Below are 25,625 nucleotides of genomic sequence, written 5' to 3' on the forward strand. Positions count from 1 at the left end.
GCCCTCCGGGGTCGCGCACCCCGGAGGGCGGCGAAAGTTTCGCCCAACTCTCCGAAAGTGGCCGAGTTCCACTATTGCCCGGAGTCGCGGACCACGGCCGCCATGGTCGGTTTCCGGTGATCCGCCGGGCTTGGGTGGGCGTCGGGAGTATCGAAAAGAGTGTCAGAACGGCCAACCTGAGGCGGCCTTCCCCTCGCTGTTGTCATGCTCTGGACCGCTTCCTAGGGTGACTGGGAGCGCTCCCATACCCTGACTCCCCGCCGACCGGGCACGGTCCGTCCGGCCCGGTCGGCCGCGCCCGTTTCTCCGGAGGTTTTCATGCGCTTCCATCGGTACAGATTCCGGCCCCGGGCCTGGGCGGCCACCGCCCTGGTGGCCGCCGCGAGCCTGGCGACCCCCTTTCTGATCCCGCAGGCGGGCGCCACCGACCGGCAGGTCTCCGTCGCCCAGGTGCAGGCCGCCGGCGTCGAGGACGACGGTGCCGACTGTGCGGTGTCCAACCCGGGTGGCTCCTCCAACTCCCTGCTGCCGGACCCCTTCAAGAAGCTGAACGGCACCCGTGTCTCCACCAAGTCCGACTGGCGGTGCCGCCGGGCGGAGATCAGGAATCTGGCGGAGAAGACCGTCTACGGTCAGAAGCCCGGGAAGCCGGCCAGTGTCACCGGGACGGTCTCCTCCACCAACATCACGGTGAACGTGTCCGACCAGGGCAAGAGCTCCAGCTTCTCGGCGAGTGTGAGCCTGCCGAGCGGCAGCGGCCCCTTCCCGGCCGTCATCGTCCTGGGCGGGCTCGGCGCGGACACCGCCACCATCAAGGCCGCCGGTGTCGCCGTCATCAACTACGACCCCTACACGGTGGGCAAGGAGGGCACCGCACGCACCAACAAGCAGGGTGCCTTCTACAGCGTGTACGGATCGTCGAGCAGCACGGGCCTGCTGATGGCCTGGTCCTGGGGCGTGAGCCGCATCATCGATGTCATCGAGCAGTCGGGCGGCACCATCCTCAAGGCGAGCGCCACCGGAGTCACCGGATGCTCCCGGTTCGGCAAGGGTGCCATCGTGGCCGGGGCGTTCGACCAGCGCGTCGCGCTGACCATGCCGATCGAGTCGGGCAGCGCGGGCGTTCCCGTCCTCCGCGGTATCCCCGGGGAGAGCGGTGCCCAGCCGCTGAGCAGCGCCTACTCGGAACAGCCGTGGCTGGGTGACGCGTTCAGCTCCTACACGGGCAATCCGAACGGCCTTCCGGTGGACACCCATGAGATCGTGGGCATGGTCGCGCCGCGCGGACTGTTCATCATGGAGAACCCTCATGTGGACTGGCTGGCCGCCAGGTCGGGCAGTGTGGCGGCCCTGGGCGGGGCCGAGGTCTACAAGGCGCTCGGCGCGGGCAGCAACATCACCTACTGGTCCGATGTGCAGGACGGGACCCACTGCGCCGTCAGGTCCGAGTGGAAGACCCCGTTGCAGCAGAACCTCCAGAAGTTCCTGCTGGGCACGGGCAACGGCTCCGGTGTGATCCGGATCGCCCCCAGCAAGTCGGGCAACCTGTCGACCTGGAGGGACTGGACGACCCCCACCCTGAGCGACGGCGGCAGCGGCACGGGCGGCACCTCGGGCGACCCCGGCAACGGTACGGGCGGTGGCACGGGTGACCCGGGCAACGGCACGGGCGGCGGTACAGGTGGCGGAACGGGCGGTGGTACGGGCGGCGGTGGCACCAACGGCACCTGCACGGCCGCCTTCCAGAACGTCAACAGCTGGGCCGGTGGCTACCAGGGCGAGGTGACGGTCCGCAACAACGGCACCGGCACACTCAACGGCTGGTCGGTCGGCATGTCCCTGGCCTCGGGGCAGTCCCTCAGCAGCGTCTGGAACGGGGTGAACACCGGGACCAGCGGATCCGTCACGGTGCGCAACGCCGACTGGAACGGCACCCTCGCGGCCAACGGCATCACCACCTTCGGCTTCACGGTCACCGGCAGCTCCAGCACCGCACCGGCCAACCTCACCTGCGCCGGCCGCTGATCCCCGGCGCACGCGGCCCCTCACGCACCTGCGCGAGGGGAAACAGAGGGTAAGGCACCACGGCGGTACGGGTTCCCGGCCGGGAACCCGTACCGCCGCACCGTGGTGACGGTCGTCGGGGAGGGTGTCAGACGGCGGGTGCGACGGCCTCCACCGGTGTCGGCTCCGCCCGGCGGGGCAGGGTGAGGACGGACAGGAAGGCGAACGCCGCGACCAGGGCGAAGAAGTAGAAGCCCCAGGGATGGCCGATCCCGGCGGTGACCAGGGCGCCGGTGATCGACGGGCCGACGATCGAGCCGATCCGGCCGATGCCCGAGGCGGATCCCAGCGCGGTGCCGCGCACGGCGGCCGGGTAGAAGTTCGTGACATAGGCGTATACCAGCACCTGGGCCGAGAAGACGAACACCCCGGTGAGGAAGACGACCAGGTCGAGCAGGAGGTCGTTCTCCATCTTGACGCTCAGACACGCCAGCATGACCACCGAGACCCCGAACCAGCCGAGGGTGGTGCCCTTGATGCCCCGCCGGTCGGCGACGAAGCCGCCGACGACCAGACCGGCGACACCGCCGACGTTGAGGATCAGCAGCTGGGTGACGGCCGTGGGGACGGGGTAACCGGCGTCGTTCATCAGCTTGGGCAGCCAGGTGTTGAGGCCGTAGACCAGCAGCAGCCCCATGAAGGAGGCGACCCAGACGCCGATGCCCGCGCGCAGATAGGCCGGCTTGAGCAGCTCGGTGAACGGGGCGCGCGGGGAGTCCTGTTCCTCCTTGGCGCGGACGAACGCCTCCGACTCCGGCAGCCGGAACCACTGGACGACGGCGACGAGGAGGCCGGCGACGCCGAGCACATAGAACAGGATCTGCCAGTTGTCGGTCACCTGCAGGGCGAGCAGCGAGGTGATCACGGCCCCGGTGTGATAGCCGGTCATCGTCAGTGTGCTGGCCCGCGCGCGCCGGGCGGCCGGCATGTGCTCCGCCATCATCGTGAGCGAGACCGGCATACAGGCGCCGAGGCCCACTCCGGCGATCAGGCGGAGGACGGCGAACATCGCCACGGAGCCGGCCAGCGGCACCAGGATGGTGAAGACCGAGAACAGCACCACCGATCCGATGAGCAGCAGACGCCGCCCCAGCCGGTCGGCGAGCGGGCCGACGCAGACCGCGCCGATGGCCACACCGACGAGGGAGAGCGTGGCGACGGTGGTCGCGTCACCCGCGGTCATGCCGAGGTGACGGGTCTTGAGCAGGGTCGGGATGATGGCGCCGAGGACCACGAGGTCGTAGCCCTCCAGCATGACCGTGATCCAGCACAGGATCACGGTCCAGGCGTCGCGTCCGGCGGTGCGGGTCGCCGGAGTGCTGCGCGAGGTGACGGGTGTCATCGTGACATTCCCCCCAGGGGACAGGTGTGGGAGAGCGGCGGGGTCAGAACGGGTAGTCGGCGATGTCCGGGCGCACCGTGACCCACTGGGTCTCGGTGAAGGCGTCGATATTGGCCGCGGCGCCGCCGAACCGGGATCCGGTGCCGGAGGCCTTGACGCCGCCGAAGGGCGCGTTGGGCTCGTCGCTGACGGTCTGCTCGTTGATGTGGACCTTGCCGGAGTCGATCCGGTCGGCCAGCTTCATCGCCGTCCCGACGTCCCCGAGGATGCCGACGGACAGCCCGTACTCGCAGTCGTTGACGATCCGGGCGGCCTCCTCGACGGTCGAGAAGCCGATGACGGGGGCGACCGGACCGAAGATCTCCTCCCGCCAGGCCGGCATGTCGGTGCTCAGCCCGGACAGCACGGTGGCCCGGTAGCCGCTGCCGCTGATCTCACCGCCCGCGGCGACCGTCGCGCCCGCCGCCACGCTCTCGGTGACGATGGCGTGCACCCGTTCCAGCTGACGCCGGTCGATGAGCGGGCCGAGCGCCACGTCCTCGCGTGCGGGGTCACCCACCGGCAGCGCCTCGGCCTTCGCGGCGAGCGCGGCGGTGTACTCCTCCAGCAGCGACTCATGGACGATATGGCGGCCGGTCGTCATGCAGATCTGGCCCTGGTGCAGATAGGAGCCGAACGCCCCGGCGGAGGCCGCCTTGGGCACATCGGCGCCGGGCAGCACGACCAGTGCGTTGTTCCCGCCCAGTTCGAGGTGGACCCGCTTCAGCAGACGTCCGGCCTGCTCGCCGATGGCCCGCCCGACCGGGGTGGAGCCGGTGAAGGACACCACCCGGACCTCGGGCGCCTCGATCACGGCCTGCCCCACCGAGGCGTCGCCCGGCAGCAGATGAAGGACGCCCGGGGGCAGCCCGGCCTCCTCGAAGACCCGCGCGATGACGACGCCCCCGCTCACCGCGGTGCGCGGGTCCGGCTTGAGCAGCACCGCATTGCCCAGGGCCAGCGCGGGCGCCACGGAGCGCAGGCCCAGGATCAAGGGGAAGTTGAACGGCGCGATCACGCTCACCACGCCCGCGGGGCGGCGACGGGAGAGCGACCAGCGGGCGTCCTCGGAGGTGAGCACCTCCCCCTGAGGGTGTGTCGGCAGCGCCGCGCACTCGAAGCACTCGCCCAGGGCGAGTCCCACCTCGAAGCCCGCCTTGGCCCGTACCGAACCGGCCTCCCGCACCAGCCAGTCCTCGATCTCCGCGGCATGCTCGGTGAAGAGCTCGCCCGCGCGACGCAGCACGGCGGCACGCCGCTGCGGGGAGGCCGCCGCCCAGTCACGCTGTGCCTCGGCGGCCCGGGCGGCGGCCCGGTTCACGTCCTCGGCCGTCGCCAGGCCGACCGTGCCCAGCAGGTCCCCGGTCGCCGGCTCGACCACCGGGTGGTCGAGGGCGGAGTCCGTCCAGCCTCCGCTGAAGAACCTCTTGCTCCAGACGCCGTTGTCCAGGAGTGCCATCGGTTTCCCTTTCTTCAGGAGGGGGTGGTGAGCGCGGTGTCCACCTGGATGAGCCGGGGACCGTCCGGGCGCTCGGCGAGCAGGGCCCGCAACTCCCCGGCCCCGGCGGCGTGGTGGGCGCGGACGCCATAGCCCTCCGCGATGCGGGTGAAGTCGATGCCGGGGATGTCCATGCCGGGGGCGTCCGGCACACCGAGAAGACCGCCGAACCAGCGCAGCGCCCCGTACGTCCCGTTGCGCAGCAGCACCACGGTCAGCGGGACATGCTGCCGGGCGGCCGTCCACAGGGCGGTGATCCCGTAGTTGGCCGAGCCGTCCCCGATCACTCCGACGACCGGCCGGTCCGGCTGGGCCATCGCGACCCCGACCGCGCCCGGCAGCCCGAAACCGAGCCCACCGGCCGCCGGGAAGTAGTAGGAGCCGGGCCGGCGCAGGTCCATCTGGCGCCACCAGGAGGAGTTGGTCGAGGTCGACTCGACCACATACGTCGTGTCCGCGGGGAGTTCGTCGCGCAGCGCGGCGAAGACCTCCTCGGGGTGCAGACACGGCCCTTCGGCGGTCAGCGGCTCGCTCGCCGGACGATATGCGCCGCCGGGCGCCGTGGGGGCGTCGAGCGCCTTCACCAGCAGATCGACGACCGCCCCGGGGTCGGCGACCAGTGCCTCGCCCATCGGCGCCCGTGCGGCGGCGCTCGCGTCCTCGGTCACCTGGATCAGCCGGGTGCCCTCCGGCAGATAGCGGCCGGGCAGGTGCTCGTGGTAGCGGAACACCGGAGCCCCGAGCACCAGCACCAGGTCATGGCCCTCGAAGGCCTCACAGACGGGTGCGATACCGGCGGGCAGGACCCCGCGGAAGAGCGGATGGCGATTGGGGAAGGGCAGCCGGAACAGCGACGGCGCCGCCCACACCGGACCGCCCAGACGCTCCGCCAGCCGGACGGCGTCGTCGAAGAGGTCCGCCGAGTCGATGTCACCGCCGAGCACCAGCACGGGCCGCCGCGCGGAGCGGACCCGTTCGACCAGTCGGCGCCCCTGCTCCGTGGCGGGTGCGGAGGCGCGCTGGACCTGCCGGTCGAGCACCGCGGGGCCGTTGTCGTCGGTCGCTGCCGCCCAGTCGTCGTACGGGACGGAGAGATACGTCGGGCGCCGCTGCAGTCGCGCCTCGAAGACGGCCTGTGCGAGGGCCCGTGGCACGTCCTGGGCGCAGGCCGGCTCGGCGGCCCAGCCGACGAGAGGTTTCATCAGCGCCGAGGGGTCGACATTGGCCAGATTGGCCTCCGGGCCGACGGCGGACCGTACCTGCTGGCCTGCCACGATGACCAGCGGGGTCCGGGAGGCCATGGCGTTGGTCAGCGCGCCCATCGCGTTCCCGGAGCCGGAGGCGGCGTGCAGGTTGACCAGCACGGGACGGCCGGTCGCCTGGGCATAGCTGTCGGCCATGGCGACCACGGCACCCTCATGGAGACCGAGCACATAGCGGAAGCCGTCGGGGAGGTCCGCGAGGAAGGGCAACTCATTGGAACCGGGGTTGCCGAAGACGGTGGTGAGCCCCTGGCGCTCCAAGAATTCATGGGCGACGCGACGCACGGATGGCACAGACGTTCCTTTCCCGGAGTGATGTGCGCCACACTAGGCATGCTCGTGACATGGACGCCAATAGATGTTGTGACCCAGCGATATAGAGTCCCTCGATATGAGGAACTTCGACCTCAATCTGGCCCGGGTCTTCGTGCTCCTCTACGAGACCGGCAGCGTCACCACCACGGCCGAGACGCTCCATCTCACGCAACCCACGGTGAGCTACAGCCTGGCGAAGCTTCGCCGGCACTTCGACGACCAACTGTTCCGGCGCACCGGACGAGGGCTGACGCCGACCGCGGGTGCGGTGCGGCTGTACGAGCCGCTGCAGCGCGCGCTGGCGGAGATCGACGGGGCGATCGGCCGGGCCGACGACTTCGACCCTGGGAGCATGCAGAGCCGCTTCACCCTCGCCCTGTCCGACCTGGGAGAGGTGACCCTGCTGCCCCGCCTCCTGGCGGCGGCGCGCGAGCGGGCACCGCGGGTCTCGTTCATCGTCCGTCCCCTCGACGTGGACGACGCCGAGCAACAGCTGCGCCGTGGCGAGGTCGACGCGTTCGTGGCCACCCCGGTGCTGACCTCCCACCGGACCGTGCGGATCCCGCTCTTCCAGGAGCGCTATGTCGGCATGGTCGCCGCCGGTCATCCGCGTGTCCGCGGCGACTCGGTCACCCCGGAGGGCCTGGCCGCCGAGCATCATGCGACCGTCTTCGGGCCCAGCGGGCATGTCGTGCCGCGGGCCGTACTGGCCGCGCACGGGCTGCTGGACCGGGTCGTGGTGGACGCCACCCGCTTCTCGATGCTGCCCTATCTGCTGGAGCAGACCGATCTGATCGCCATCGTCCCCGGCTATGTCGGGGAGGTCTTCGCCGCCTCCCACCAACTACGCCTGGTGCGGCTGCCGTTCGAGAGCGAACCGATCGAGGTGGCGCTCTATGCGCGCCATGAGTCCTCGCGCAGCCCCGCACAGCGCTGGCTGGTCCACTTCATGGCCGAGGTGCTGGGGGAGCGGGTCAGCCCGGCCCAGCTCCCGGCCTACGGTGCGCGGTAGCGCCGCACCCCCGGGTCGACCGTGCCGCGTTGCGGGTGGAGTGCTCCGCGACGCTTCCGCCGACGTCGGCGGGGATCCCCCGAATGCAGGACCCGTCTTTGTTACGTAGGCGTTGAGCCTTTCGGGGGGAGCCGGGACGGCGAGCCTCTCCGGGACCGGGCGCCGTCCGTCGCCTTTGCCCTGATCGGAGACCATCTGAGTCCGGATGTACCTATGGATTGCCCCCCTTTCCATATACATGGCCTATACAAGTGAGCGTTACGGATATGTCGGTGTTTTGTAACGCGGATCTGTTTTCCGGTCCGGTGTCGCGGGCCGGGGTCACAGTGGCGGACCTCGGCATCCAGTCGAGAACTCGGATCGCGCACCGGCCCCGACCCTGGGTGGGTGCGCATGAATGTGAGGGGACAGCTACATGTCTGTGTTTCGCACCACGGCCCGCCTGATCGCCACCTGCGTGGCGACGGGTGCCCTGGTCGGGGCTGCCGCCATGCCGGCCCTGGCTCAGGACAGCCACCGTTCCAGCGCCGTCAGGGTCGACCACGACCATGACCGCGGCCTGTACGGCGGCTTCGGCCGCGACGGGGGTCGGCACCACGGCTGGTACTACGGCCACCACCACCGTCACCACTTCGGCTGGGGTCACCACCACGGCCGTTACGGGCACCACGGTCACTTCTTCGGTCGCCGCTAGTCCGTCGTGGCGGAAGCGTCGATGATGCGGCGGTTCGTTCGCATCGGGTGCTTCCTGTCGTCATAGACGGCATCGCCGTCAACCCCGCCGGGGGCCGAAGGGACGCGAGAGCGTCCCTTCGGCCCCCGGTCGTGTGCGGGGTTCGTGTGCCACCGGTGCGAGTCACCGGCCCTCGGGCGTTGCGGACACGCCGAGGCACCCCTTACGGTTTACGCGCGTCAACCTCCCTCGTCCCCAGAGGGGTTGATGTGTCCTGTCGTCCAGCCGTCGGATCCTCGCGGCCCTGGCGGGTCAAGTTGTCATGCACAGTTCATCTTCAGGCTCGTGTGCATCCACATGAGTCCCTGACGCCCGCTCCGCAGCAGCATTCCCCGTCTCCCCACGCCTGACCGCCCGCACGCCGGCTCCCCACCGGCGCCCCCGTCCCCACACCTTTCCGAATCGTCTGACGCAGCTACTCGCCGAACCCCAACCCCCACCTGGGAGAGCACGATGACTGCAACCTCTTTCGCGCGGTTCAGATCCGGTGGCACCGGCAGGCGCCCCGGCCTGGCGCTCACCCGCGCCGCCGGACTGCTGGCCGCCGCCCTGTCCCTGATGCTCCTGCTGCCCGACGCCGCCTCCGCGACCGCCGCCGACGACGGGGTGAAGCCCGTCCGGATGACACACCCGGAGCAGGACCACGCCGGCTCCGGTCTCCAGCGCCTCGGCACGGGCTCACCGTCCGCCTCGGCGCTCGCCGCCGTCAGCACCGGCCCGGCCGGCCTGGATGTGAGCGGCTATCAGGGCAACGTCAACTGGACCACCGTCAAGAACAACGGTGCCGCCTTCGCCTATGTCAAGGCCACCGAGGGCACGACGTACACCAATCCCTACTACTCCCAGCAGTACGACGGCTCCTACAACGCCGGGCTGATCCGCGGCGCCTACCACTTCGCCCTGCCCGGCAACTCCAGCGGCGCGGTGCAGGCCGACTATTTCGTCAGCCACGGCGGCGGCTGGAGCGCGGACGGCAAGACCCTGCCCCCCGCCCTGGACATCGAGTACAACCCCTACGGCGCCACCTGCTACGGGCTGAGCCAGAGCGCGATGGTGACCTGGATACGGGACTTCAGCAACCAGGTCCGCACCAGGACCGGACGCTATCCCACGATCTACACCACCACCGACTGGTGGACCACCTGCACCGGCAACAACAGCAGCTTCGGTGCCACCAACCCCCTGTGGGTGGCCCGTTACTCCAGCAGCCCGGGCACGCTGCCAGCCGGCTGGTCCGCCCAGACGATCTGGCAGTACGCCGACTCCGGGACCTTCCCCGGTGACCAGGACACCTTCAACGGCACGCTCACCGATCTGCAGAACTTCGCCCGCAACGGCGGCTACACCCCTCCGTCGACGGGCAGTTGGCCCACCGTGAAGCAGGGCGCCAGCGGTGAGCGGGTCAAGACCGTGCAGCATCTGCTGAACGCGCACGGTTCGTCGTTGACCGTGGACGGCGCCTTCGGGGCGGGCACCGACAGCGCGGTGCGCTCCTTCCAGTCCGCGCACGGCCTCGGCGTGGACGGCATCGTCGGCCCCGCCACCTGGCAGGCACTCATCGTCACGGTGCGGCAGGGATCGACCGGTTCCGCGGTCAAGGCGGTGCAGAGCCAGCTGAACGCGCACGGTTCGGCGCTGGGCGTGGACGGTGACTTCGGGCCCGCCACCGACACCGCGGTGCGCTCCTTCCAGTCCGGCCATCGCCTCGCCGTGGACGGCATCGTCGGAGCCAACACCTGGCAGGCCCTGGTCGCCTGACCGTCACCAGGGCGCCGTCCGCCCGACCGTCCGCGGCAGCGCACCCCCCACACCCGGCCGGTACTGCTTTTCTTCGAAGCCCCTCGGCGTGTCCGGGCAGGGCAGGAACTGCTCCGCCCGGCACGCCGGGAAAGAAAGAGGAGAATTCATGAACGAGTCACGACCCTCCGCCCGAGGCATCGACCGCCGCACCCTGTTCCGGAGCGCCGCAGGTGTGACGGCCGCGCTCGGCGTGGCGTCCGTCGTCAATCTCGCCTCGGCGGGCTCGGCCTCCGCCTACGGCTGGAGCCGCACCCTCCAGCAGGGTTCCTCCGGCTCCGATGTGGTGGAACTGCAGATCCGCGTCGGCGGTTGGGCCGCCGCGAGCGCCCAGCAGACGTACGTCGCCTGGGACGGCGCCTTCGGCCCGGCCACGGCCGCCGCCGTGACCCGCTTCCAGTCCGCCTACGGGCTGGGCGCGGACGGCGTCGTCGGCCCGCAGACCCAGAGCGCCCTCAACAGCCTGGAGGCGAGCGACGGGTCGACCGCCCACTTCAACTGGAGCGAGTTCTACTCCAAGGACGGCGCCGCCTTCAACAACGGCAAGGTCGCCGCCGCGACGGTCAAGGAGAACGTCCGCCGGCTGATGTACAAGCTGGAGGCGGTGCGCAAGAAGGCGGGCAACAGCGCGATCACCATCAACTCCGGCTTCCGCAGCATCTCGCACAACGCTGCCTCGGGCGGCGCGTCCAACAGCATGCACCTCTACGGTGTGGCCGCGGACATCGTGGTCTCGGGACACTCCACCCTGCAGACCTACCGGATCGCCGAGACCTGCGGCTTCTCCGGGCTCGAGGCGTACTCGAACTCGTGGCAGCACGTCGACAGCCGTGTGCAGTACCCCTCCTACGGCTCCGGCTCCTGGTGGTGGGAGAGCGGCGTGGCCTGATCCGCCCCTCTCCGGCCGACCGGTGCCCGTCCTCGCCGTCATGGCGCGGGCGGGCACCGCTTCGTCCGCCTCCGCGTTCCCGGGGCCGCGTCGACGAGCCACGACCGCCGCACCGGCGCCTTCGCCACGGACACGGCCGACGTCACATCGGGTGCGACGCCGAAACGGCGCCCTCACCGGGCACAATGAAGCCCGCACCAACTCCCGGGAGACGAAGGACCGATGGAATTCCGCGACGATGTGGATCTTGATGCTTCCCAGGTCGAAGACCACGGCAGCAGCAGCTTTTCCGGAGGGGGGCTTGCGATCGGCGGTGGCGCGGTCGGCGTCGTCGTCCTGATCGTCGCGCTGCTTCTGGGAGTCAACCCCACGAACCTGCTCAGCGGCGGCGGCTCCCACACCACCACCCAGCAGCAGGGGGAGGATCTGAAGGCGAAGTGCCGCAAGGGCACCGACGCCAACCAGTGGGAGAAGTGCCGAGTGGTGGGCGTGGTCAGCAGCATCCAGAGCTACTGGCAGGAGGCCCTCCCCGAGCAGCAGCGGCAGACGTACACCAAGGCAAAGACGCACCTGGTCTCCGGCACCTGGAGCACCGGATGCGGCCAAGGCTCCTCCGCCATGGGCCCGTTCTACTGCCCGGCCGACCACAACGTCTATCTCGACCTCGGGTTCTTCGACGAACTGGAGGAGAAGTTCGGCGCCAAGGGCGGACCCTTCGCCCGGGCCTATGTCATCGCCCATGAGTACGGTCACCATGTACAGAATCTGCTGGGCACCATGAACCGTGTCGGCGGGGACCGCAAGGGGGCCGAGAGCGCATCGGTCCGGCTGGAGCTGCAGGCCGACTGCTACGCCGGGGTCTGGGCGAAGAACGCCGTCACCACCGGCTTCTACGAGCGGCCGTTCACGGATGCCGACATCCAGGAAGCCCTCGAGGCCGCGGCGGCCGTCGGTGACGACCGCATCCAGGAGCGCGCCCAGGGCCGTGTCGACCCGGAAGGCTGGACCCACGGCAGCTCGCAGCAGCGGGTGCACTGGTTCACCACCGGGTACAGCACGGGCTCCTCGGCCCGGTGCGACACCTTCTCCGGCGCCATCTGACCGAGTACGGCAGGCAGTCCGGGGGTGGCCCCTCTCGGTGAGGCCCCTGCCGGGTCGGTCCGGCAGCGTCCCCTGCCGCCTCGTTCGTCGTCAGCCGGGGCCCGAACCCGGGCCCCGGCTCCCCGACAGACATCGCGACGGCTGACGGGCGACGGCCGGGGTCGGTAGATCGTCCGGCTCGGGCGCCCAGGGCGCGGCGGCGGACGGGGCGGCGGCGGTGTGCGAGAGACGGAGCGAGCGCACCACCGCGACCACACAGGCGCCGACCAGTGAGGCGCCCCAGGCGCCCAGCGCACGGAGCGGCGCGGCCAGTGATCTGCCGGACTCCGCACTGCGCGGGGCCACCCGCCCCTCCGGGTCGCACAGCAGCGGGAGCGCGTCCCCCGGACGGGTGGTCCGCAGACAGCCCCGCCGGATGCGGACCTTGACCGGTGCGCCGTGCCGGTCCGCCACCGAGCAGAGATAGAGACCGTGCCCGTCGGCCGTCTCCCCACCGTCCTGGACCGACAGGACCACCGAGGGCCGTACCACTCCCCGGTGCGCCAGCACGATGCTCGCGGACGCCTCCGGGGCATGGACCGCGAGACACACGGCGAGCAGGGCGACGATGCCGATCAGCGCGCGTCCCGCCCCGACCAGGGAGAGATAGAGGACCAGCAGGACCGCGCAGCCGAGACCGGCCTTCCCGTCGGTCAGCCAGGGCGTCCCGGTCCAGGCGCCGAGGAGCGCGGTGCCGATGATCGCCCCGGCCCCGAGCGTTCCGGCGATCATCCCCTCCACGACCAGCCACCGCGGCGGCAGGCCGACGAACTCCGCGGGTCCCCACACCGTGGTCCGCAGATGCGCCATCAGGTGCGGTTCCGGCGCGGAGGGAAGTCGACGCAGTCTGCGCATCGCGGTTCCCCCAGCTCGTTCCTCATCCGGCAGACATTGATCCTGCCGTCCGGGAGGGGCCGCCCGCCTTACCTGTGGCCGGACACAGTCATGCGGCGCACATTGCCGGAACCCGGCAAGGAAGCCCCGGACGAGCCCTGCCGGGGCGTCAGGCGCGAGGGTGGGAAGAGACCGGTGACGGGAAGAAACCGGGGGAGTGCGGGGGCCGACCGGCCGCTCCTCGGTGAGGGAGGAGAGCGGCCGGAGCGCGAATCCCGCTCCTCGTGTGCGGGAGCGGGACTCAGCGGTGATCCGGGCGGCGCCCCCGGCCCTCGGGCAGTTCGCCGGACCTGGTGGACTCCTCGAGCAGCGCGGTGTACCTGCGCGAGAGCTCCTCGTAGCGCTCCTCGGCGTCCTCCGCCCGGCGCTTGCGGCGAGTCAGGATGTACAGAGCGGCGGGCCCGGTGATCATCGAGACGACCGGGACGATTGCCCACCACGGCATGGGTTCTCCTTCGGGGTGCGGTGTACCGGGCCGTACCTCGGCACGCCCGTCGGGGGAGTATGCCCCACCGGTCCGCTCCCTAACGCCGCGACCGACGGCCGGCGTTGTCGCCTCGACGCCGGCCCCGGCGTTCCACCGCCACCACCGGACCCGTGCCAAGTCCCCCGGCGGGCGGCGTCGTTGCGCGCGTCCGCGGAACCCGCGCCCGGCAACGGCCTGTTCGCAGTTCCGGGCCGGGACCCGGAACTGCGATGCGCCGAGGCGGGAACGGTCCGCCGTGTCAGGCCGTGTGCAGGGTCAGCCCGTAGCGGTTGAGGATCTCGTTGATCGGCTGGAACCAGGTCTCGCCGCCGCCGGAGCAGTTGCCCCAGCCGCCCGAGGTGACACCCTGAGCCTGGTCACCGCTGATGAAGGAGCCGCCGGAGTCGCCCGGTTCGGCGCAGACGCTGGTCTTCGTCAGCTCGTGCACGGCGCCCTGGCTGTAGACGACGGTCTCGTTGTGCGCGAGGACCGTGCCGCAGTGCCAGTGCGTCGTCGAGCCGGAGCGGCAGATGGAGGCGCCGACGGGGGCCACGGCGGAGCCGCGCACCAGCTGGTCGGACACGGTGCCCCAGCCGAGCACCACCGGAACCGTCCACCAGCCGCTGCCGACGCTGACCCAGGCGTAGTCGTTGTCGGGGAACGACGAACCCTGGAAGGTGCCGATGTAGGAGCCGTCCCAGCCGCTCACCCCCGCGCCGGGCTGGCCGCAGTGGCCGGCGGTGACGAAGCCGCCGTACACCGAGAAGCCGATGGAGCAGCGGACGTTGCCGGTGTAGTAGGGGTCGCCGCCGACCGTGCCCGCGGCGAAGGTCTCCGGCGCCGAGGCGACCTTGCGGACGGTGACGGGTCCGGCCTCACGGGCCTGGGCGAGGAAGCGCCGGACATCGTTGTCGGAGGAAGCGGTGCGGACGACGTCCACGACCACCGTGTTGGCCGCCGGGTCGACGTGCCAGCCGCTCACTCCCTGGGGTGCCGACGAGCGGTCCAGGCGGGTCTTGACCGCGTCGAGCTGTCGCTCGCTGTGTTCCACGGTGCGCACCGCGGCGCCTGCGGACCGGACGGCGCGCAGGGTGGAGTCGGAGGCGTCGGAGGTGACGGCCACGGTCAGCCGTCCGGCCTCGGCGTCGAACCAGGAACCGCCGTAGGCGGATCCCGCGGCCTTGCGGGCCTTCGGTTCCACGGTCGTGGCGGTGCGCTCCGCCGCCAGCCGGGCCTCCGCCTGGTCGGCGGTCAGTCCCAGGTCCCGCTGCATGGCCTGAAGCAGACCGGGAGCAGCGGTGGGGGTGGCGGCGGGGGTCGCCGCTCCGGCCGGCGTGGCGCCCATCGCGGCCCAGCCGCCGATCAGTACGAGCGCGGCCATGGCGAGATGGTGGAGTCGAGTGGGTCTCACAGGGGGTGCCCTTCGTCGTTCCAGCAAAGGTGGGGGTGGAACAACCACGACCTGAGAGCGCTCTCACCCGGGTCGGGCGGAAGCCTAGCGAGACTGCGCGATCAGGTCCATGCCAATTCGATCGATTCCGGCCAGGCGCAAAGGCGGGCTTATGGGTCGGGGGCGGAGCGCTCTCCTCCGGTCCTGGAGCCGCCCCTCAGCGCCGGCCGGTGCGCGCGATGATCCAGGCGGCACCTCGGGCTGCCAGCGCACGACGGCGCCCGCGTCGCGACTGCGCGGGGGGCGTGCCGTGCCCCTGGGCCGCCGCACCGGTCATCGCGGCCAGTCGCCGGGCGGCCTCCTCCAGTTCGGCCAGAAGTCGGTCCCGGCGGATGCCGGGTCCCGCGGTGCGCAGAGCCGCGTAGAGGCCCTCGATCCGGGCCACCGCGGCGCCTATGCGCAGATTGGTGCTGCCCGTCGACGGAAATCGCTCCTGCGGCACGGGAATCCTCCATCCTGGCCGATCGATACGGTCCGGTCCGCACGGACCCGACAGGGATCGACCGGCATGCGCTTGCTCGGTTGCGTAATTGTGCAATAACTGGGCGTGGGCGCGCAGGCAGGTACGCCGGGTCGGCGGCCGGACCCCGCCCGACTCGTCCGGCTTCTGCCGTAACGGCCCCAGGGCGACGGCAGCGTGCGGGTCCCGGCGGAGCCGGCTCCAGTCCGTGGGAGCCGTTCCTCGCCCTCCAGGACGACCCCGGCGTCGCGGCCGCCCGTGACCCGGGTGTCTTCGCCGTATGTCCGGCCCGCCGCAGCTGCTCGGTGAACTCGCCGACGCCGGTGGTCAGCCCGTGCCCGTGTGGGAAACCAGCACCTCAGCCATGTCGCCCGCCTCGTGCTGCGGCGTCCGGGCGGCACCGTGCCCGGCGCCAGGGCTGCCGACGGTGCCCCCGGCATGGCGCACCGTAGCGGTCGTACGCCCCGCCATCACGACCGGTGCCGGCGCCCCCACCTGCTGTGATGTTTCCGGGTTCGTTGCCCCGGAGGGCTCGCACGCCGGTCCGAGGAGGGTGCACTGTGGAAGACATGGGCTCCAGGCAAGGCTCCGCCGCCTTTGGGCAGCCGTGGCAATCGAGTCACCTCCTGCTTCTGGTCCCGGCTGCGCTGATCGTCCTGATCACGGCCTCGGACATCCTGGCGCCGACCGACATCATCCTCGGCCCGCTGCTGGTCGTCGCTCCCGCGCTCACCGCATGGTTCGAGGGACCGTGGACGACGGGCGGCATGGGAGTCATGGCCGTCGCGGGCCAGGCGCTCAGCGGCTGGCACTTCGGCACCCTGCTCACGCGGCCCGTGATCGTGCAGATGATCGCCCTTGCGGTGCTGACCGTACTGGTCGTGGTCCTGTGCGTGGTGCGTGACCGGCGCACCCGCCAACTGGCCCAGGTCCGTTCGGTGGCGGAGGCCGCTCAGCATGTCCTGATGTGGCCGTTGCCGAGCCGGCTCGGCACCTTGCAGCTCGCCAGCGTCTATCTCGCGGCCGAGGACGAGGCGGAGATAGGCGGCGATCTGTACGCCGCCGCCCGCACCGACAGCGGCGCCCGGGTGATGATCGGCGATGTGCGGGGCAAGGGGCTGTCCGCCCTGGGCGAGGCCGCGCTGCTGCTCGGCGCCTTCCGTGAGGCCGCCCATCAGCATGCGTCGCTGCCGGAGCTGGCGGGCGCCCTGGAACGGAGCATGGCCCGCTATCTGGCCGACTTCGAGCCGGACGACGAGGCGGAGGAACGCTTCGTCACCGCCCTCCTGCTGGAGATACCCGACGACGAGCCCCTGGTCCGGATGACCAGTTGCGGCCATCTGGCGCCCGTGCTGCTGGGCCCGGACGGCCAGGTGACCGAGGCCGACCTGCACCCCGCGCCTCCCCTCGGCGTCGGCCTGCAGGGCTCCGGTGGGTACCCCGTGGATGTGCTCTCCTTCGGCCCCGGGGACACCCTGCTCCTGTACACCGACGGTGCGGTCGAGGCCCGCGACCGCGACGGCGCCTTCTACCCCTTCTCGGAACGCGCCGCCCGATGGGCCGGGCACCCTCCCGAGGCGCTGCTCCACCATGTCGAGCGCAATCTGCTCGCCCACACCGGCGGGCACCTCGGTGACGACGTCGCCATCATCGCCATCCGCCGTATCGCCATCCCCCACCCCAGCCACCGGCTGGAGCACGCGGTCCAGTCCGGTGCGCTCGGGCGCGGCGCCCCGACCGGGGCCGGCGGTCCCATGGCGGGCGGCTGACTCCCCGTGGCGTCCGGTGGCAGCACCTACAGGTCCGGTGGCAGCACGCGTGGCGCGCGCCTGCGCGGGGCGAGGCTCCTGCCGGGGCGCCCCGGCGGATGTGCCGGCCCTCGGGGTTCAGCCGGTCAGGCCCACGAACATCGTGCGGTGCAGCGTCTCCACATGCCGGCGCGCGATGTCGGCGGCCCCTGCGGCGTCGCCCGCGCGTACCGCCTCGACCAGCGCCCGGTGCTCGTCGTTGGAGTCACGCAGGGCCGCGAGGGGGTAGGGCAGGAAATACGCATAGAGCCTGCGCAGCACGGCCCCATAGGTGTCCATGGTGCTGTCGAGACCGGTGGCGCGGGCCACCGCGAGATGGAAGCGCTCGTCGCAGGAGTGGAACTCGGCCCAGCTCTCCGCCCGGTCCATGGCCTCCACGAGCCGATCGAGCTCCGCGAGGGCCGCGGGGGTCGCGCCACGGACCGCGAGGTGGGCGATCCCGCACTCCACGACCACCCTCTCGTCGATCAGATGGTGCACCTCGGCGGTCTGGGCGCGGTACACCTCGGCCGCGTCGACCGTCCCCCGCGCCGGGTGCTCGGCCACCAGGGTGCCCCCGTTGCGGCCGCGCCTGCGTTCCAGGACCCCGTCCTCACACAGCGAGCTGAGTGCGCGACGCACGGTGATCTCCCCGACGTCGAGCGCCTCGGCGATGGCGGCGTTCGACGGCAGTCGTTCGCCGGGGGAGAGCAGGCCCAGCTCGACCGCCAGGTCGATGCGGGCGCGCACCGTGTCCAGCGCGGTGAGTCGCCGAATGCCGTTCAGCTTGGGCGAGTTGAGGGAGAGGACGGTCTCCTCGGTGCCATCCGGGACGGGTCCGTGCAGAGTGCCAGCCATGCGCACAATGTAGCGGCCGTCAAAATTGATCAGAATGAGCCCATTGTTAAAGTGCTCATCTTGAGTTAATTTCCTGCGCATGTCCCGACCCCTTCCCCTCGCCCTGGTCCAGGCCCCTCCCCGCCTGGCCACGGACCCCCTGTCCGGATTCGCCGACGACGTCCAGGGGGTGCTGGCACGCTTCCCGCAGACGCGGCTGGTCGTCTATCCGGAGCTGCATCTGTGCGGTACCGACGGGCCGGCCGACCGGTCGGAGGAGCAGCTGCGCGCCGCGGCGGAACCGCTGGAGGGTCCGCGTACGAAGGCGCTGGCCGAACTCGCGGGTGACCTGGGGGTATGGCTGGTTCCGGGCACGGTGTGCGAGCGCGGTGCGGACGGCGAGCTCTTCAACACCGCACTCGTGTTCTCCCCGCAGGGACAACTGGCCGCGCACTACCGCAAGCTGTTCCCCTGGCGGCCGTACGAGCCCTACACCGCCGGGGACCGCTTCGTCGTCGTGGACCTTCCGGAGGCCGGACGCATCGGCTTCGCGATCTGCTACGACGCCTGGTTCCCGGAGGTGAGCCGCCATCTGGCCTGGATGGGCGCCGAGGTGATCGTCAACCCGGTGATGACCACCTCGGTGGACCGCGCCCAGGAGGTCGTCCTCGCCCAGGCCAACGCCATCGTCAACCAGGTCCATGTCGTCAGTGTGAACACCGCGGGCCCGCTGGGCACCGGCCGCAGCCTGGTGGTCGATCCCGAGGGACATATCCGCGTCCAGTCACCCGACTCCGGGCCCGCTGTACTGACCGACGTCATCGACCTGGACGACGTCACCCGGGTACGCACCTACGGCACCGCCGGCCTCAACCGCATGTGGAGCCACTTCACCGACGGTGACGTCCCCCTCGACCTCCCGCTCTACGACGGCCGCCTGGACCCCAGGCGCTGGCGCATCGCCGACTGACCCGAGCCCTCCCCGTCCCCACGGCACAAGGAACGCCCATGCCCAACCCCGCACCCACCCTCACCCGCAGCCTGACCCTGAGATCGGTCGTGCTCTTCGGGCTGGCCTATATGACCCCGATCATCGTGCTGGGCACCTACGGCGTCGTCGCCGACAGCACCCATGGCGCGGTCCCGACGGCCTATCTGCTGGCCCTGGGCGCCATGATCTTCACCGCGCACAGCTACGGGAAGATGGCCAAGGCCCACCCCGTCGCCGGGTCCGCCTACACCTATGTGCGCCGCTCCATCGACTCCCGGGTCGGCTTCCTCGTCGGCTGGGCCACCCTGCTGGACTACTTCTTCCTGCCCATGGTCATCTGGCTCATCGGCGGGGCCTATCTCCAGGCGGAGTTCCCCTCGGTGCCGTTCTGGGTGTGGATCGTAGGGTTCATCGCGCTCACCACCGCGCTCAACATCAGGGGCATCAAGACGGCGGAGCGGGTGAACGACCTGCTGATGATCTTCCAGATCCTGGTCGTCGGCCTGTTCGCCCTGCTGTGTCTGCGGCATGTCTTCCAGCACGACGGAGCGACCGGACTGGTCAGCGCCACGCCCTTCGCCAACCATGCGACCACCCTCGCGGGCATCTCCGCGGGAGCCGCCATCGCGGCCTACTCCTTCCTCGGCTTCGACGCGGTCACCACCCTGACCGAGGAGACGGTGCAGCCGCAGCGCACCCTGCCCCGCGCCATCCTGCTCATCGCGGTGATCGGCGGCGGCATCTTCGTCGCGGTCGCCTACACCACCCAGCTGGCACACCCCGGTTACCACTTCACCGATTCCAGCTCCGCGGCGTTCGAGATCGCCAAGACCGTCGGCGGCGATCTGTTCTCCTCCATGTTCCTGGCGGGCCTGATCGTCGCGCAGTTCGCCTCCGGCATCGCCGCGCAGGCCAGCACCTCACGGCTGCTCTATGCGATGGGCCGAGACTCGGTGCTGCCGCGGAAGGTCTTCGGCCGACTGCACCCGAAGTACCACACCCCCGCGGTGAACATCCTGCTGGCCGGGGCGGTCGGCCTGATCGCGCTGCGGCTGAGCGTCGCGACCTCCACGTCCTTCATCAACTTCGGTGCCTTCACCGCCTTCACCTTCGTCAACTTCTCGGTCATCGCCACCTTCGTCCGGGAGCGCCGCGCGGGCCGCCGCCCCGCCCTGTGGTCCTATGTCCTGCTGCCCGCGGTCGGCGCCGTGGTCGACCTGTGGCTGCTGGTCCACCTCGACGGCAAGGCCATCACTCTCGGCCTGTGCTGGCTGGCCCTCGGCGTCTGCTACCTCGTGTACCTCACCCGGGGCTTCCGCAAGGCCCCGCCGGAGATGACCTTCGACGAGGGCGCGCCGCCCGCGGCCGAACCCCAGCCGGTCCGCTGACGACGACCCGGCCCCGGCCCCTGCACAGGGGGCCGGGGCCGAGTCATGCCGGGCGGCGGGGTCCGGGCCGGTCCTTGTGACGGGCCCGGACCTCACGCTCAGGCCAGGTCGAACCGGTCGAGGTTCATGACCTTGTCCCAGGCGTCGACGAAGTCGTGCACGAACTTCTCCTCGGCGTCGTCGCTCGCATAGACCTCGGCGAGCGCCCGCAGTTCGGAGTTCGAGCCGAAGACGAGGTCGGCACGGCTGCCGGTCCACTTGACCTCGCCGGTGGCCGCGTCGCGTCCCTCGAAGGTGGTCCGGTCCTCGGACGTCGCCGTCCAGGTCGTCCCCAGGTCGAGCAGATTGACGAAGAAGTCGTTGGTCAGCACCCCCGGCGTCGCGGTGAGGACACCGAGCTTGGACCGCCCGTGGTTCGCGCCCAGCACCCGCAGCCCGCCGACCAGGACGGTCGTCTCGGGCGCGCTCAGGTTCAGCAGGTTCGCCCGGTCCAGCAGCAGATACTCGGCCGGCAGCCGGTTGCCCTTGCCCAGGTAGTTGCGGAACCCGTCGGCGGTCGGCTCGAGCGCGGCGAACGACTCCACGTCCGTCTGCTCCTGCGTGGCGTCCACCCGGCCCGGTGTGAAGGGCACCTCGACGTCGAATCCCGCCTCCTTTGCGGCCCGTTCGACGCCCACGCCGCCGGCCAGCACGATCAGATCGGCGAGCGAGATCCGCTTGCCGCCGCTCTGCCCGGCGTTGAAGGACTCCTGGATCCCCTCCAGGGTGCGCAGCACCGGCGCCAGCTCGTCGGGGTCGTTGACCTCCCAGCCGCTCTGCGGCTCGAGGCGGACCCGGGCACCGTTGGCGCCGCCGCGCTTGTCGCTGCCGCGGAAGGAGGCCGCCGACGCCCAGGCGGTGGACACGAGCTGGGACACCGAAAGACCCGAGTCCAGGATCCGGCTCCTGAGGGCGGAGACGTCCTCGGCGCCGACCGGTTCATGGTCCGCCTCGGGCAGCGGGTCCTGCCACAGCAGGGTCTCGGAGGGCACCTCCGGGCCGAGGTAGCGCACGACCGGGCCCATGTCGCGGTGGGTCAGCTTGAACCAGGCTCGGGCGAACGCGTCCGCGAACTCGTCCGGGTTCTCCAGGAAGCGCCGGGAGATCTGCTCATAGGCCGGGTCGAACCGCAGCGCCAGGTCCGTCGTCAGCATCGACGGGGCGTGGCTCTTCGACGGGTCATGGGCGTCCGGGACGGTCCCCGCGCCGGTGCCGTCCTTGGGCCGCCACTGGTGGGCGCCCGCGGGGCTCTCGAACAGCTCCCACTCATAGCCGAACAGGATCTCGAAGAAGCTGTTGTCCCAGGTCGTCGGGGTGTTGGTCCAGATCACCTCGAGACCGCTGGTGATCGCGTCGCCGCCCTTGCCGGTGGCGTAGGAGTTCTTCCAGCCCAGGCCCTGCTGCTCCAGCGGGGCTCCCTCGGGGTCGGGGCCGACGTTCTCCGCCGGGCCGGCACCGTGGGTCTTGCCGAAGGTGTGGCCGCCGGCGATCAGGGCGACCGTCTCCTCGTCGTTCATCGCCATCCGGCGGAACGTCTCGCGGATGTCGCGGGCCGAGGCGATCGGGTCCGGATTGCCGTTGGGGCCCTCGGGGTTGACGTAGATCAGGCCCATCTGGACCGCGCCGAGGGGGTTCTCCAGCTCACGGTCCCCGGTGTAGCGCTCGTCGCCCAGCCAGGTGGTCTCGGGGCCCCAGTACACGTCCTCCTCCGACTCCCAGACGTCCTCACGGCCGCCGCCGAAGCCGAAGGTCTTGAAGCCCATGCTCTCCAGGGCGACATTGCCGGCCAGGATCAAGAGGTCGGCCCAGGACAGGCTCCGGCCGTACTTCTTCTTGACCGGCCACAGCAGACGGCGGGCCTTGTCGAGGTTGGCGTTGTCCGGCCAGCTGTTGAGCGGGGCGAAGCGCTGCTGGCCCGCGCCCGCGCCCCCGCGGCCGTCACTGATCCGGTAGGTGCCGGCGCTGTGCCAGGCCATGCGGATGATGAGCGGGCCGTAGTGGCCGAAGTCGGCGGGCCACCAGTCCTGGGAGGTGGTGAGGACCTCCGCGATGTCCCGCTTCACGGCCGGCAGATCGAGGGACGAGAAAGCCGCGGCGTAGTCGAAGTCCGCACCGTGGGGGTTGGCCACCGCGGGGTTCTTCGCGAGGATCTTCAGATCGAGGCGCTCCGGCCACCACTGACGGTTCCCGCCGCCCTGCGTCGGGTGCGGCGCGCGCCCGTGCGCGACCGGGCAGCCGCCTCCGTCCTGCGATGTCGTGTCGGCGACGACTGGGTCATGGTTCTCAGACATGGGAATCCTTCCGGACCAGGCGGAACACGGTGCTCAGAGACTGCGGACGGTGGAACGGCGGGGGCAGGCATCCCGGCGGACGACGCCGGTCCCGCCGGCCGGGGGAACCGGCGGGCGTCGGATGCGATCGGCCGGAGGGCCCTGGTGGCGGGGAGGGGGTGCGGCGGTGGTGCTGTCATGTCTCCCGCTCCCGCCTGATCGGAGTCTTCCCGTCCCTTGGCTGTCGCCGGAAACGATCCTACGATGGACCCGATCCAAGTCAAGAAGTGCACCAAACCCTGCTCCGGCCGGATCAGGCGTCTGCCGTAGCTCGCCCATCGCACACGGGAGATGAACGGGTGAACCGACATGAGTGACCTGCTGGGGCGACTGCGGGAGCGCGGCTGGCGGCTGACCTCCCAGCGACGCGTCGTCGCGGAGGTCCTCGACGGCGAGCACATGCATCTCACGGCCGACGAGGTGCATGCCCGGGCGGCTGCGCTGCTGCCCGAGATCTCCCGGGCGACCGTCTACAACACCCTGGGCGAGATGGTGTCCCTCGGCGAGGTAACCGAGGTCTCCACCGACCGTCGCGCCAAGCGCTACGACCCCAACGCGCACCAGCCGCACCAGCATCTGGTGTGCTCCGGCTGTGGCCTCATCCGCGACGTCCACCCCACGGGCGACCCGCTCGCCGGCCTGCCGGCGGGGGAGCGGTTCGGTTTCACGGTGTCCGAGGTCGACGTCGTCTATCGCGGACTGTGCCCCTCCTGCGCCGGGTAGACGATCGGGCTGTACGGCGGGGGAGTCGGGGTTCCGGGTGTGGGGGGTGCGGGCGCCGATGTGACGAGGTGTCGGCGTGCATGGACGTGGGCCGCGTCCCCTCCGACGGCAGGTCGGCGCCTCCCTCGGCCTGGAGCCGCTGCCGATGAGCTACTTCCCCTGGCTGATCGGCACGTTGCTCGCGTACTGCACGCTCACCCAGCTGGTGAAGACCTGGTTCGTCCGCCGCTGCGGCACCTGGCTGTGACCCCTCGGCCGCCCTCCCTGCATGATCACGTACCGTTCCAGGCGGAGTCGAGGACGGCACGGCACTCAGGGGAGAGCGGCGCGATGAAGCGGCACAGCAGGTCCGGCAGGTTCTACGGGGCACTCGCGGGAGCGGTCGTCGTGGCCCTGACCGCCGGTGGCTGCGGGGCGGACGGGGGCAGTGGAACGGGTACGGCCGCCACCGCGTCCCCCTCCGCCCCCTCCGACGGCACCACCGGGACTCCCGGCACCGCCGCGCCGAGCGCCGACACCGCCGCCCTCTGGAAGAAGTGGGGCCTGACGCCGCTGCCCGAGACCCCGGAACCGCCGGCCGACAAGCCCCTCAAGCTCTCCGCCACCGGACCGGTCCCGGTCTTCTCGCACATACCGACCTCGCAGAAGGTCGTCTTCATCACCATCGACGACGGAGCGGAGAAGGACCCCGAGTTCATCGAGATGATGCGGGACCTGGAGATACCTATCACCATGTTCCTCACCGACGACTCCATCAAGTCGGACTACGGGTACTTCAGGACGCTCGCCGAGATGGGCCATCACATCCAGAATCACACCCTGCACCACCCCGTCATGAACACCCTCTCGGAGGCGGGCCAGAAAGAAGAGGTGTGCGGCAACCAGAAGGTGCTCACCGAGCGGTACGGCACCGCACCCCTGCTGTTCCGCCCGCCCTACGGCGCCTACGACCACAACACCAGGACCGCGGTGCGGGAGTGCGGGCCCGCGGCGATCGTCTGGTGGCGGGAGTCCATGCAGATCAAGAACATGCAGTACCAGGATCCGGACAAGAAGCTGCGCCCGGGTGACATCATCCTCGCCCACTTCCGGGGCCCCCAGGAGCTCAAGGGCACCACGATGACGGAGATGTTCGCCCAGCTGCTCCGGCGCATACAGGAACAGGACTTCACGGTCGCACGCCTGGAGGACTACATCCAGCCCCCGGCCGGATGAGCCCGTGGGCCGGACGCGGCAAGCGCCCTCGTCAGAGGGCCAGTTGCTTCGTCCCGTCCTCGGAGGCCCCGAGACCGACGCGGATGAAGTACTCGGTGCCGATGATCCGTTCCCGGGTCTCGGCCGGCAGCCGGGACAGCAGACCGGGCAGCGGACGCTCCCGGGCCACCTCGCCGCGGTGCGCGAGGACGGCGGCCCATTTCCGGTCGAGCCACGGCCGCACATCGACCCTCGCCGTGACCATCTCCTCGGGCACGCTCAACACCGATTTGCCCACCCGGGTCAGCAGCGGCCCGAGTTCCGTGACACCCGAGTGGGGGTGGGTGGCGAAGTAGAGGGCGTCCGGCTGCCACGGGGCTCCTGCCTGCGGATAGAGCCCCCCGAGCCCGGCGGCCGCCACGGCGAGCAGGGTCACACGGTGGGTGTGGCGGTGATCGGGGTGACCGGTCAGACCGCCGTACGCGTCATGGGTGAGGACGATCTCCGGGCGGAACTCCCTGAGCTGCCCGACGACACCTTCGACCAGTTCATCGAGCGGCGCATCGCACCAGCGCGGCCGCCCGGGCGCGGACCGGGGGACCCGGAGGTCGGCGTACCCGAGCATCCGAGGCTCGCCCGCCCCCAGAATCCGTACCGCGTCGACCAGTTCGACGGCTCGGGGGCTGTCCGGCGCCCAGGTGGCGGTGACCACGGCTGTGCGCGCCCCGGAGGCGGCGTGCCGGGCGAGAACCCCGCCCGCGGCCAGCGCTTCGTCGTCCGGATGCGCGAAGACCGCGAGCAGACTGGGCAACGGCACGACTACCTCCCGGGCAGGCGGAGATGCGACCAGGACTCCCTTTCCCGGGCGGGGCCCCGCCAACCGAGCACGGTGCGGCCGGCGCAGTCAATCCCATGCATGCGCCAGGCGCGGAGCGAGACCGTACGCCCCCCGCTGCGCGACGGCGCAGTTCGCAG

Annotated in this window: 22 protein-coding genes and 1 pseudogene; 13 read left to right on the top strand and 10 right to left on the bottom strand. The window is 70.9% G+C overall.

Going from position 1 to position 25,625, the window contains the following annotated elements:
• Positions 1-318: 318 nt before the first annotated feature.
• Positions 319-2,025, top strand: coding sequence for a glucuronyl esterase domain-containing protein (locus tag CP978_RS32880; RefSeq protein ID WP_052454436.1), 1,707 nt, complete (start codon positions 319-321; stop codon positions 2,023-2,025).
• A 127-nt stretch (positions 2,026-2,152) separates the two neighbouring features.
• Here the strand turns inward: CP978_RS32880 and CP978_RS32885 are convergent, their stop codons facing one another.
• Genes CP978_RS32885 through mdlC form a run of 3 tightly spaced genes read right to left on the bottom strand, consistent with a single transcriptional unit; the run spans position 2,153 to position 6,499 of the window.
• Complete coding sequence (locus CP978_RS32885) at positions 2,153-3,406, bottom strand: MFS transporter (RefSeq protein ID WP_043447117.1); 1,254 nt, start codon at positions 3,404-3,406, stop codon at positions 2,153-2,155.
• Positions 3,407-3,449: 43 nt separating this feature from the next.
• Positions 3,450-4,904, bottom strand: a complete 1,455-nt coding sequence (locus CP978_RS32890; protein WP_043447119.1) for a benzaldehyde dehydrogenase — start codon at positions 4,902-4,904, stop codon at positions 3,450-3,452.
• A gap of 14 nt (positions 4,905-4,918) precedes the next feature.
• Positions 4,919-6,499 (bottom strand): benzoylformate decarboxylase, encoded by a 1,581-nt coding sequence (mdlC, locus tag CP978_RS32895; protein WP_043447121.1) that lies wholly within the window; start codon positions 6,497-6,499, stop codon positions 4,919-4,921.
• Positions 6,500-6,596: 97 nt separating this feature from the next.
• On the opposite strand from mdlC, the gene CP978_RS32900 reads away from it, so the two are divergent.
• From CP978_RS32900 to ypfJ, 6 genes and pseudogenes are all read left to right on the top strand, one after another.
• Positions 6,597-7,532, top strand: a complete 936-nt coding sequence (locus tag CP978_RS32900; protein ID WP_043447122.1) for a LysR family transcriptional regulator — start codon at positions 6,597-6,599, stop codon at positions 7,530-7,532.
• A 415-nt stretch (positions 7,533-7,947) separates the two neighbouring features.
• Positions 7,948-8,226, top strand: coding sequence for a hypothetical protein (locus CP978_RS32905; RefSeq protein WP_179946878.1), 279 nt, complete (start codon positions 7,948-7,950; stop codon positions 8,224-8,226).
• Positions 8,227-8,718: 492 nt separating this feature from the next.
• Positions 8,719-9,594: pseudogene (locus CP978_RS32910) on the top strand (lysozyme); the annotation flags it as partial.
• A 45-nt stretch (positions 9,595-9,639) separates the two neighbouring features.
• A complete protein-coding gene (locus tag CP978_RS35975; RefSeq protein WP_242647139.1) occupies positions 9,640-10,023 on the top strand; it encodes a peptidoglycan-binding domain-containing protein in 384 nt (127 codons plus the stop codon).
• Positions 10,024-10,171: 148 nt separating this feature from the next.
• A complete protein-coding gene (locus CP978_RS32915) occupies positions 10,172-10,951 on the top strand; it encodes a D-Ala-D-Ala carboxypeptidase family metallohydrolase (protein ID WP_043447128.1) in 780 nt (259 codons plus the stop codon).
• Positions 10,952-11,173: 222 nt separating this feature from the next.
• Positions 11,174-12,052 carry a KPN_02809 family neutral zinc metallopeptidase gene (gene ypfJ, locus CP978_RS32920; RefSeq protein WP_150478354.1) on the top strand — a complete coding sequence of 293 codons (879 nt, stop codon included), beginning with the start codon at positions 11,174-11,176 and terminating at the stop codon, positions 12,050-12,052.
• 90 nt (positions 12,053-12,142) lie between these two features.
• Here the strand turns inward: ypfJ and CP978_RS32925 are convergent, their stop codons facing one another.
• From CP978_RS32925 to CP978_RS32940, 4 genes are all read right to left on the bottom strand, one after another.
• Complete coding sequence (locus CP978_RS32925; protein ID WP_174498704.1) at positions 12,143-12,946, bottom strand: hypothetical protein; 804 nt, start codon at positions 12,944-12,946, stop codon at positions 12,143-12,145.
• Between the two features lie 280 nt (positions 12,947-13,226).
• The gene (locus CP978_RS32930; RefSeq protein WP_043447130.1) at positions 13,227-13,430 is read right to left on the bottom strand and encodes a hypothetical protein; all 204 of its coding nucleotides are present in this window, start codon (positions 13,428-13,430) and stop codon (positions 13,227-13,229) included.
• Positions 13,431-13,710: 280 nt separating this feature from the next.
• Positions 13,711-14,862 carry a S1 family peptidase gene (locus CP978_RS32935; RefSeq protein ID WP_043447131.1) on the bottom strand — a complete coding sequence of 384 codons (1,152 nt, stop codon included), beginning with the start codon at positions 14,860-14,862 and terminating at the stop codon, positions 13,711-13,713.
• Positions 14,863-15,058: 196 nt separating this feature from the next.
• Positions 15,059-15,343, bottom strand: a complete 285-nt coding sequence (locus CP978_RS32940; protein ID WP_043447132.1) for a hypothetical protein — start codon at positions 15,341-15,343, stop codon at positions 15,059-15,061.
• A gap of 587 nt (positions 15,344-15,930) precedes the next feature.
• Between CP978_RS32940 and CP978_RS32945 the strand changes: the two genes are divergently transcribed.
• Positions 15,931-17,130: a PP2C family protein-serine/threonine phosphatase gene (locus tag CP978_RS32945; RefSeq protein WP_079162438.1), complete on the top strand. Its 1,200-nt coding sequence runs from the start codon at positions 15,931-15,933 to the stop codon at positions 17,128-17,130.
• A 117-nt stretch (positions 17,131-17,247) separates the two neighbouring features.
• On the opposite strand, the gene CP978_RS32950 is transcribed toward CP978_RS32945, so the two are convergent.
• Positions 17,248-18,006 carry a FadR/GntR family transcriptional regulator gene (locus CP978_RS32950; RefSeq protein ID WP_052454437.1) on the bottom strand — a complete coding sequence of 253 codons (759 nt, stop codon included), beginning with the start codon at positions 18,004-18,006 and terminating at the stop codon, positions 17,248-17,250.
• Positions 18,007-18,085: 79 nt separating this feature from the next.
• On the opposite strand from CP978_RS32950, the gene CP978_RS32955 reads away from it, so the two are divergent.
• Together CP978_RS32955 and CP978_RS32960 are read left to right on the top strand one after the other, a co-directional pair.
• Entirely contained in the window at positions 18,086-18,955 is an 870-nt protein-coding gene (locus CP978_RS32955) for a carbon-nitrogen hydrolase family protein (protein WP_079162439.1), read from the top strand.
• Positions 18,956-18,993: 38 nt separating this feature from the next.
• On the top strand, positions 18,994-20,364 hold the full coding sequence (locus tag CP978_RS32960) for an APC family permease (RefSeq protein ID WP_043447133.1): 1,371 nt from the start codon (positions 18,994-18,996) through the stop codon (positions 20,362-20,364).
• 98 nt (positions 20,365-20,462) lie between these two features.
• Here CP978_RS32960 and katG read toward each other — a convergent pair whose 3' ends face one another.
• Positions 20,463-22,694: a catalase/peroxidase HPI gene (katG, locus tag CP978_RS32965; RefSeq protein WP_043447134.1), complete on the bottom strand. Its 2,232-nt coding sequence runs from the start codon at positions 22,692-22,694 to the stop codon at positions 20,463-20,465.
• A 348-nt stretch (positions 22,695-23,042) separates the two neighbouring features.
• Between katG and CP978_RS32970 the strand changes: the two genes are divergently transcribed.
• The 3 genes from CP978_RS32970 (at position 23,043) to CP978_RS32975 (ending at position 24,671) form a co-directional block, all read left to right on the top strand.
• Complete coding sequence (locus CP978_RS32970) at positions 23,043-23,456, top strand: Fur family transcriptional regulator (RefSeq protein ID WP_043447135.1); 414 nt, start codon at positions 23,043-23,045, stop codon at positions 23,454-23,456.
• Between the two features lie 76 nt (positions 23,457-23,532).
• Positions 23,533-23,703 (top strand): hypothetical protein, encoded by a 171-nt coding sequence (locus tag CP978_RS35120; protein ID WP_158508376.1) that lies wholly within the window; start codon positions 23,533-23,535, stop codon positions 23,701-23,703.
• Between the two features lie 83 nt (positions 23,704-23,786).
• Entirely contained in the window at positions 23,787-24,671 is an 885-nt protein-coding gene (locus CP978_RS32975) for a polysaccharide deacetylase family protein (RefSeq protein ID WP_043447139.1), read from the top strand.
• Between the two features lie 31 nt (positions 24,672-24,702).
• On the opposite strand, the gene CP978_RS32980 is transcribed toward CP978_RS32975, so the two are convergent.
• The gene (locus CP978_RS32980; protein ID WP_184750553.1) at positions 24,703-25,467 is read right to left on the bottom strand and encodes a PIG-L deacetylase family protein; all 765 of its coding nucleotides are present in this window, start codon (positions 25,465-25,467) and stop codon (positions 24,703-24,705) included.
• Positions 25,468-25,625: the final 158 nt, after the last annotated feature.

It is taken from the genome of Streptomyces nodosus, assembly GCF_008704995.1.
Lineage (GTDB): Bacteria > Actinomycetota > Actinomycetes > Streptomycetales > Streptomycetaceae > Streptomyces > Streptomyces nodosus.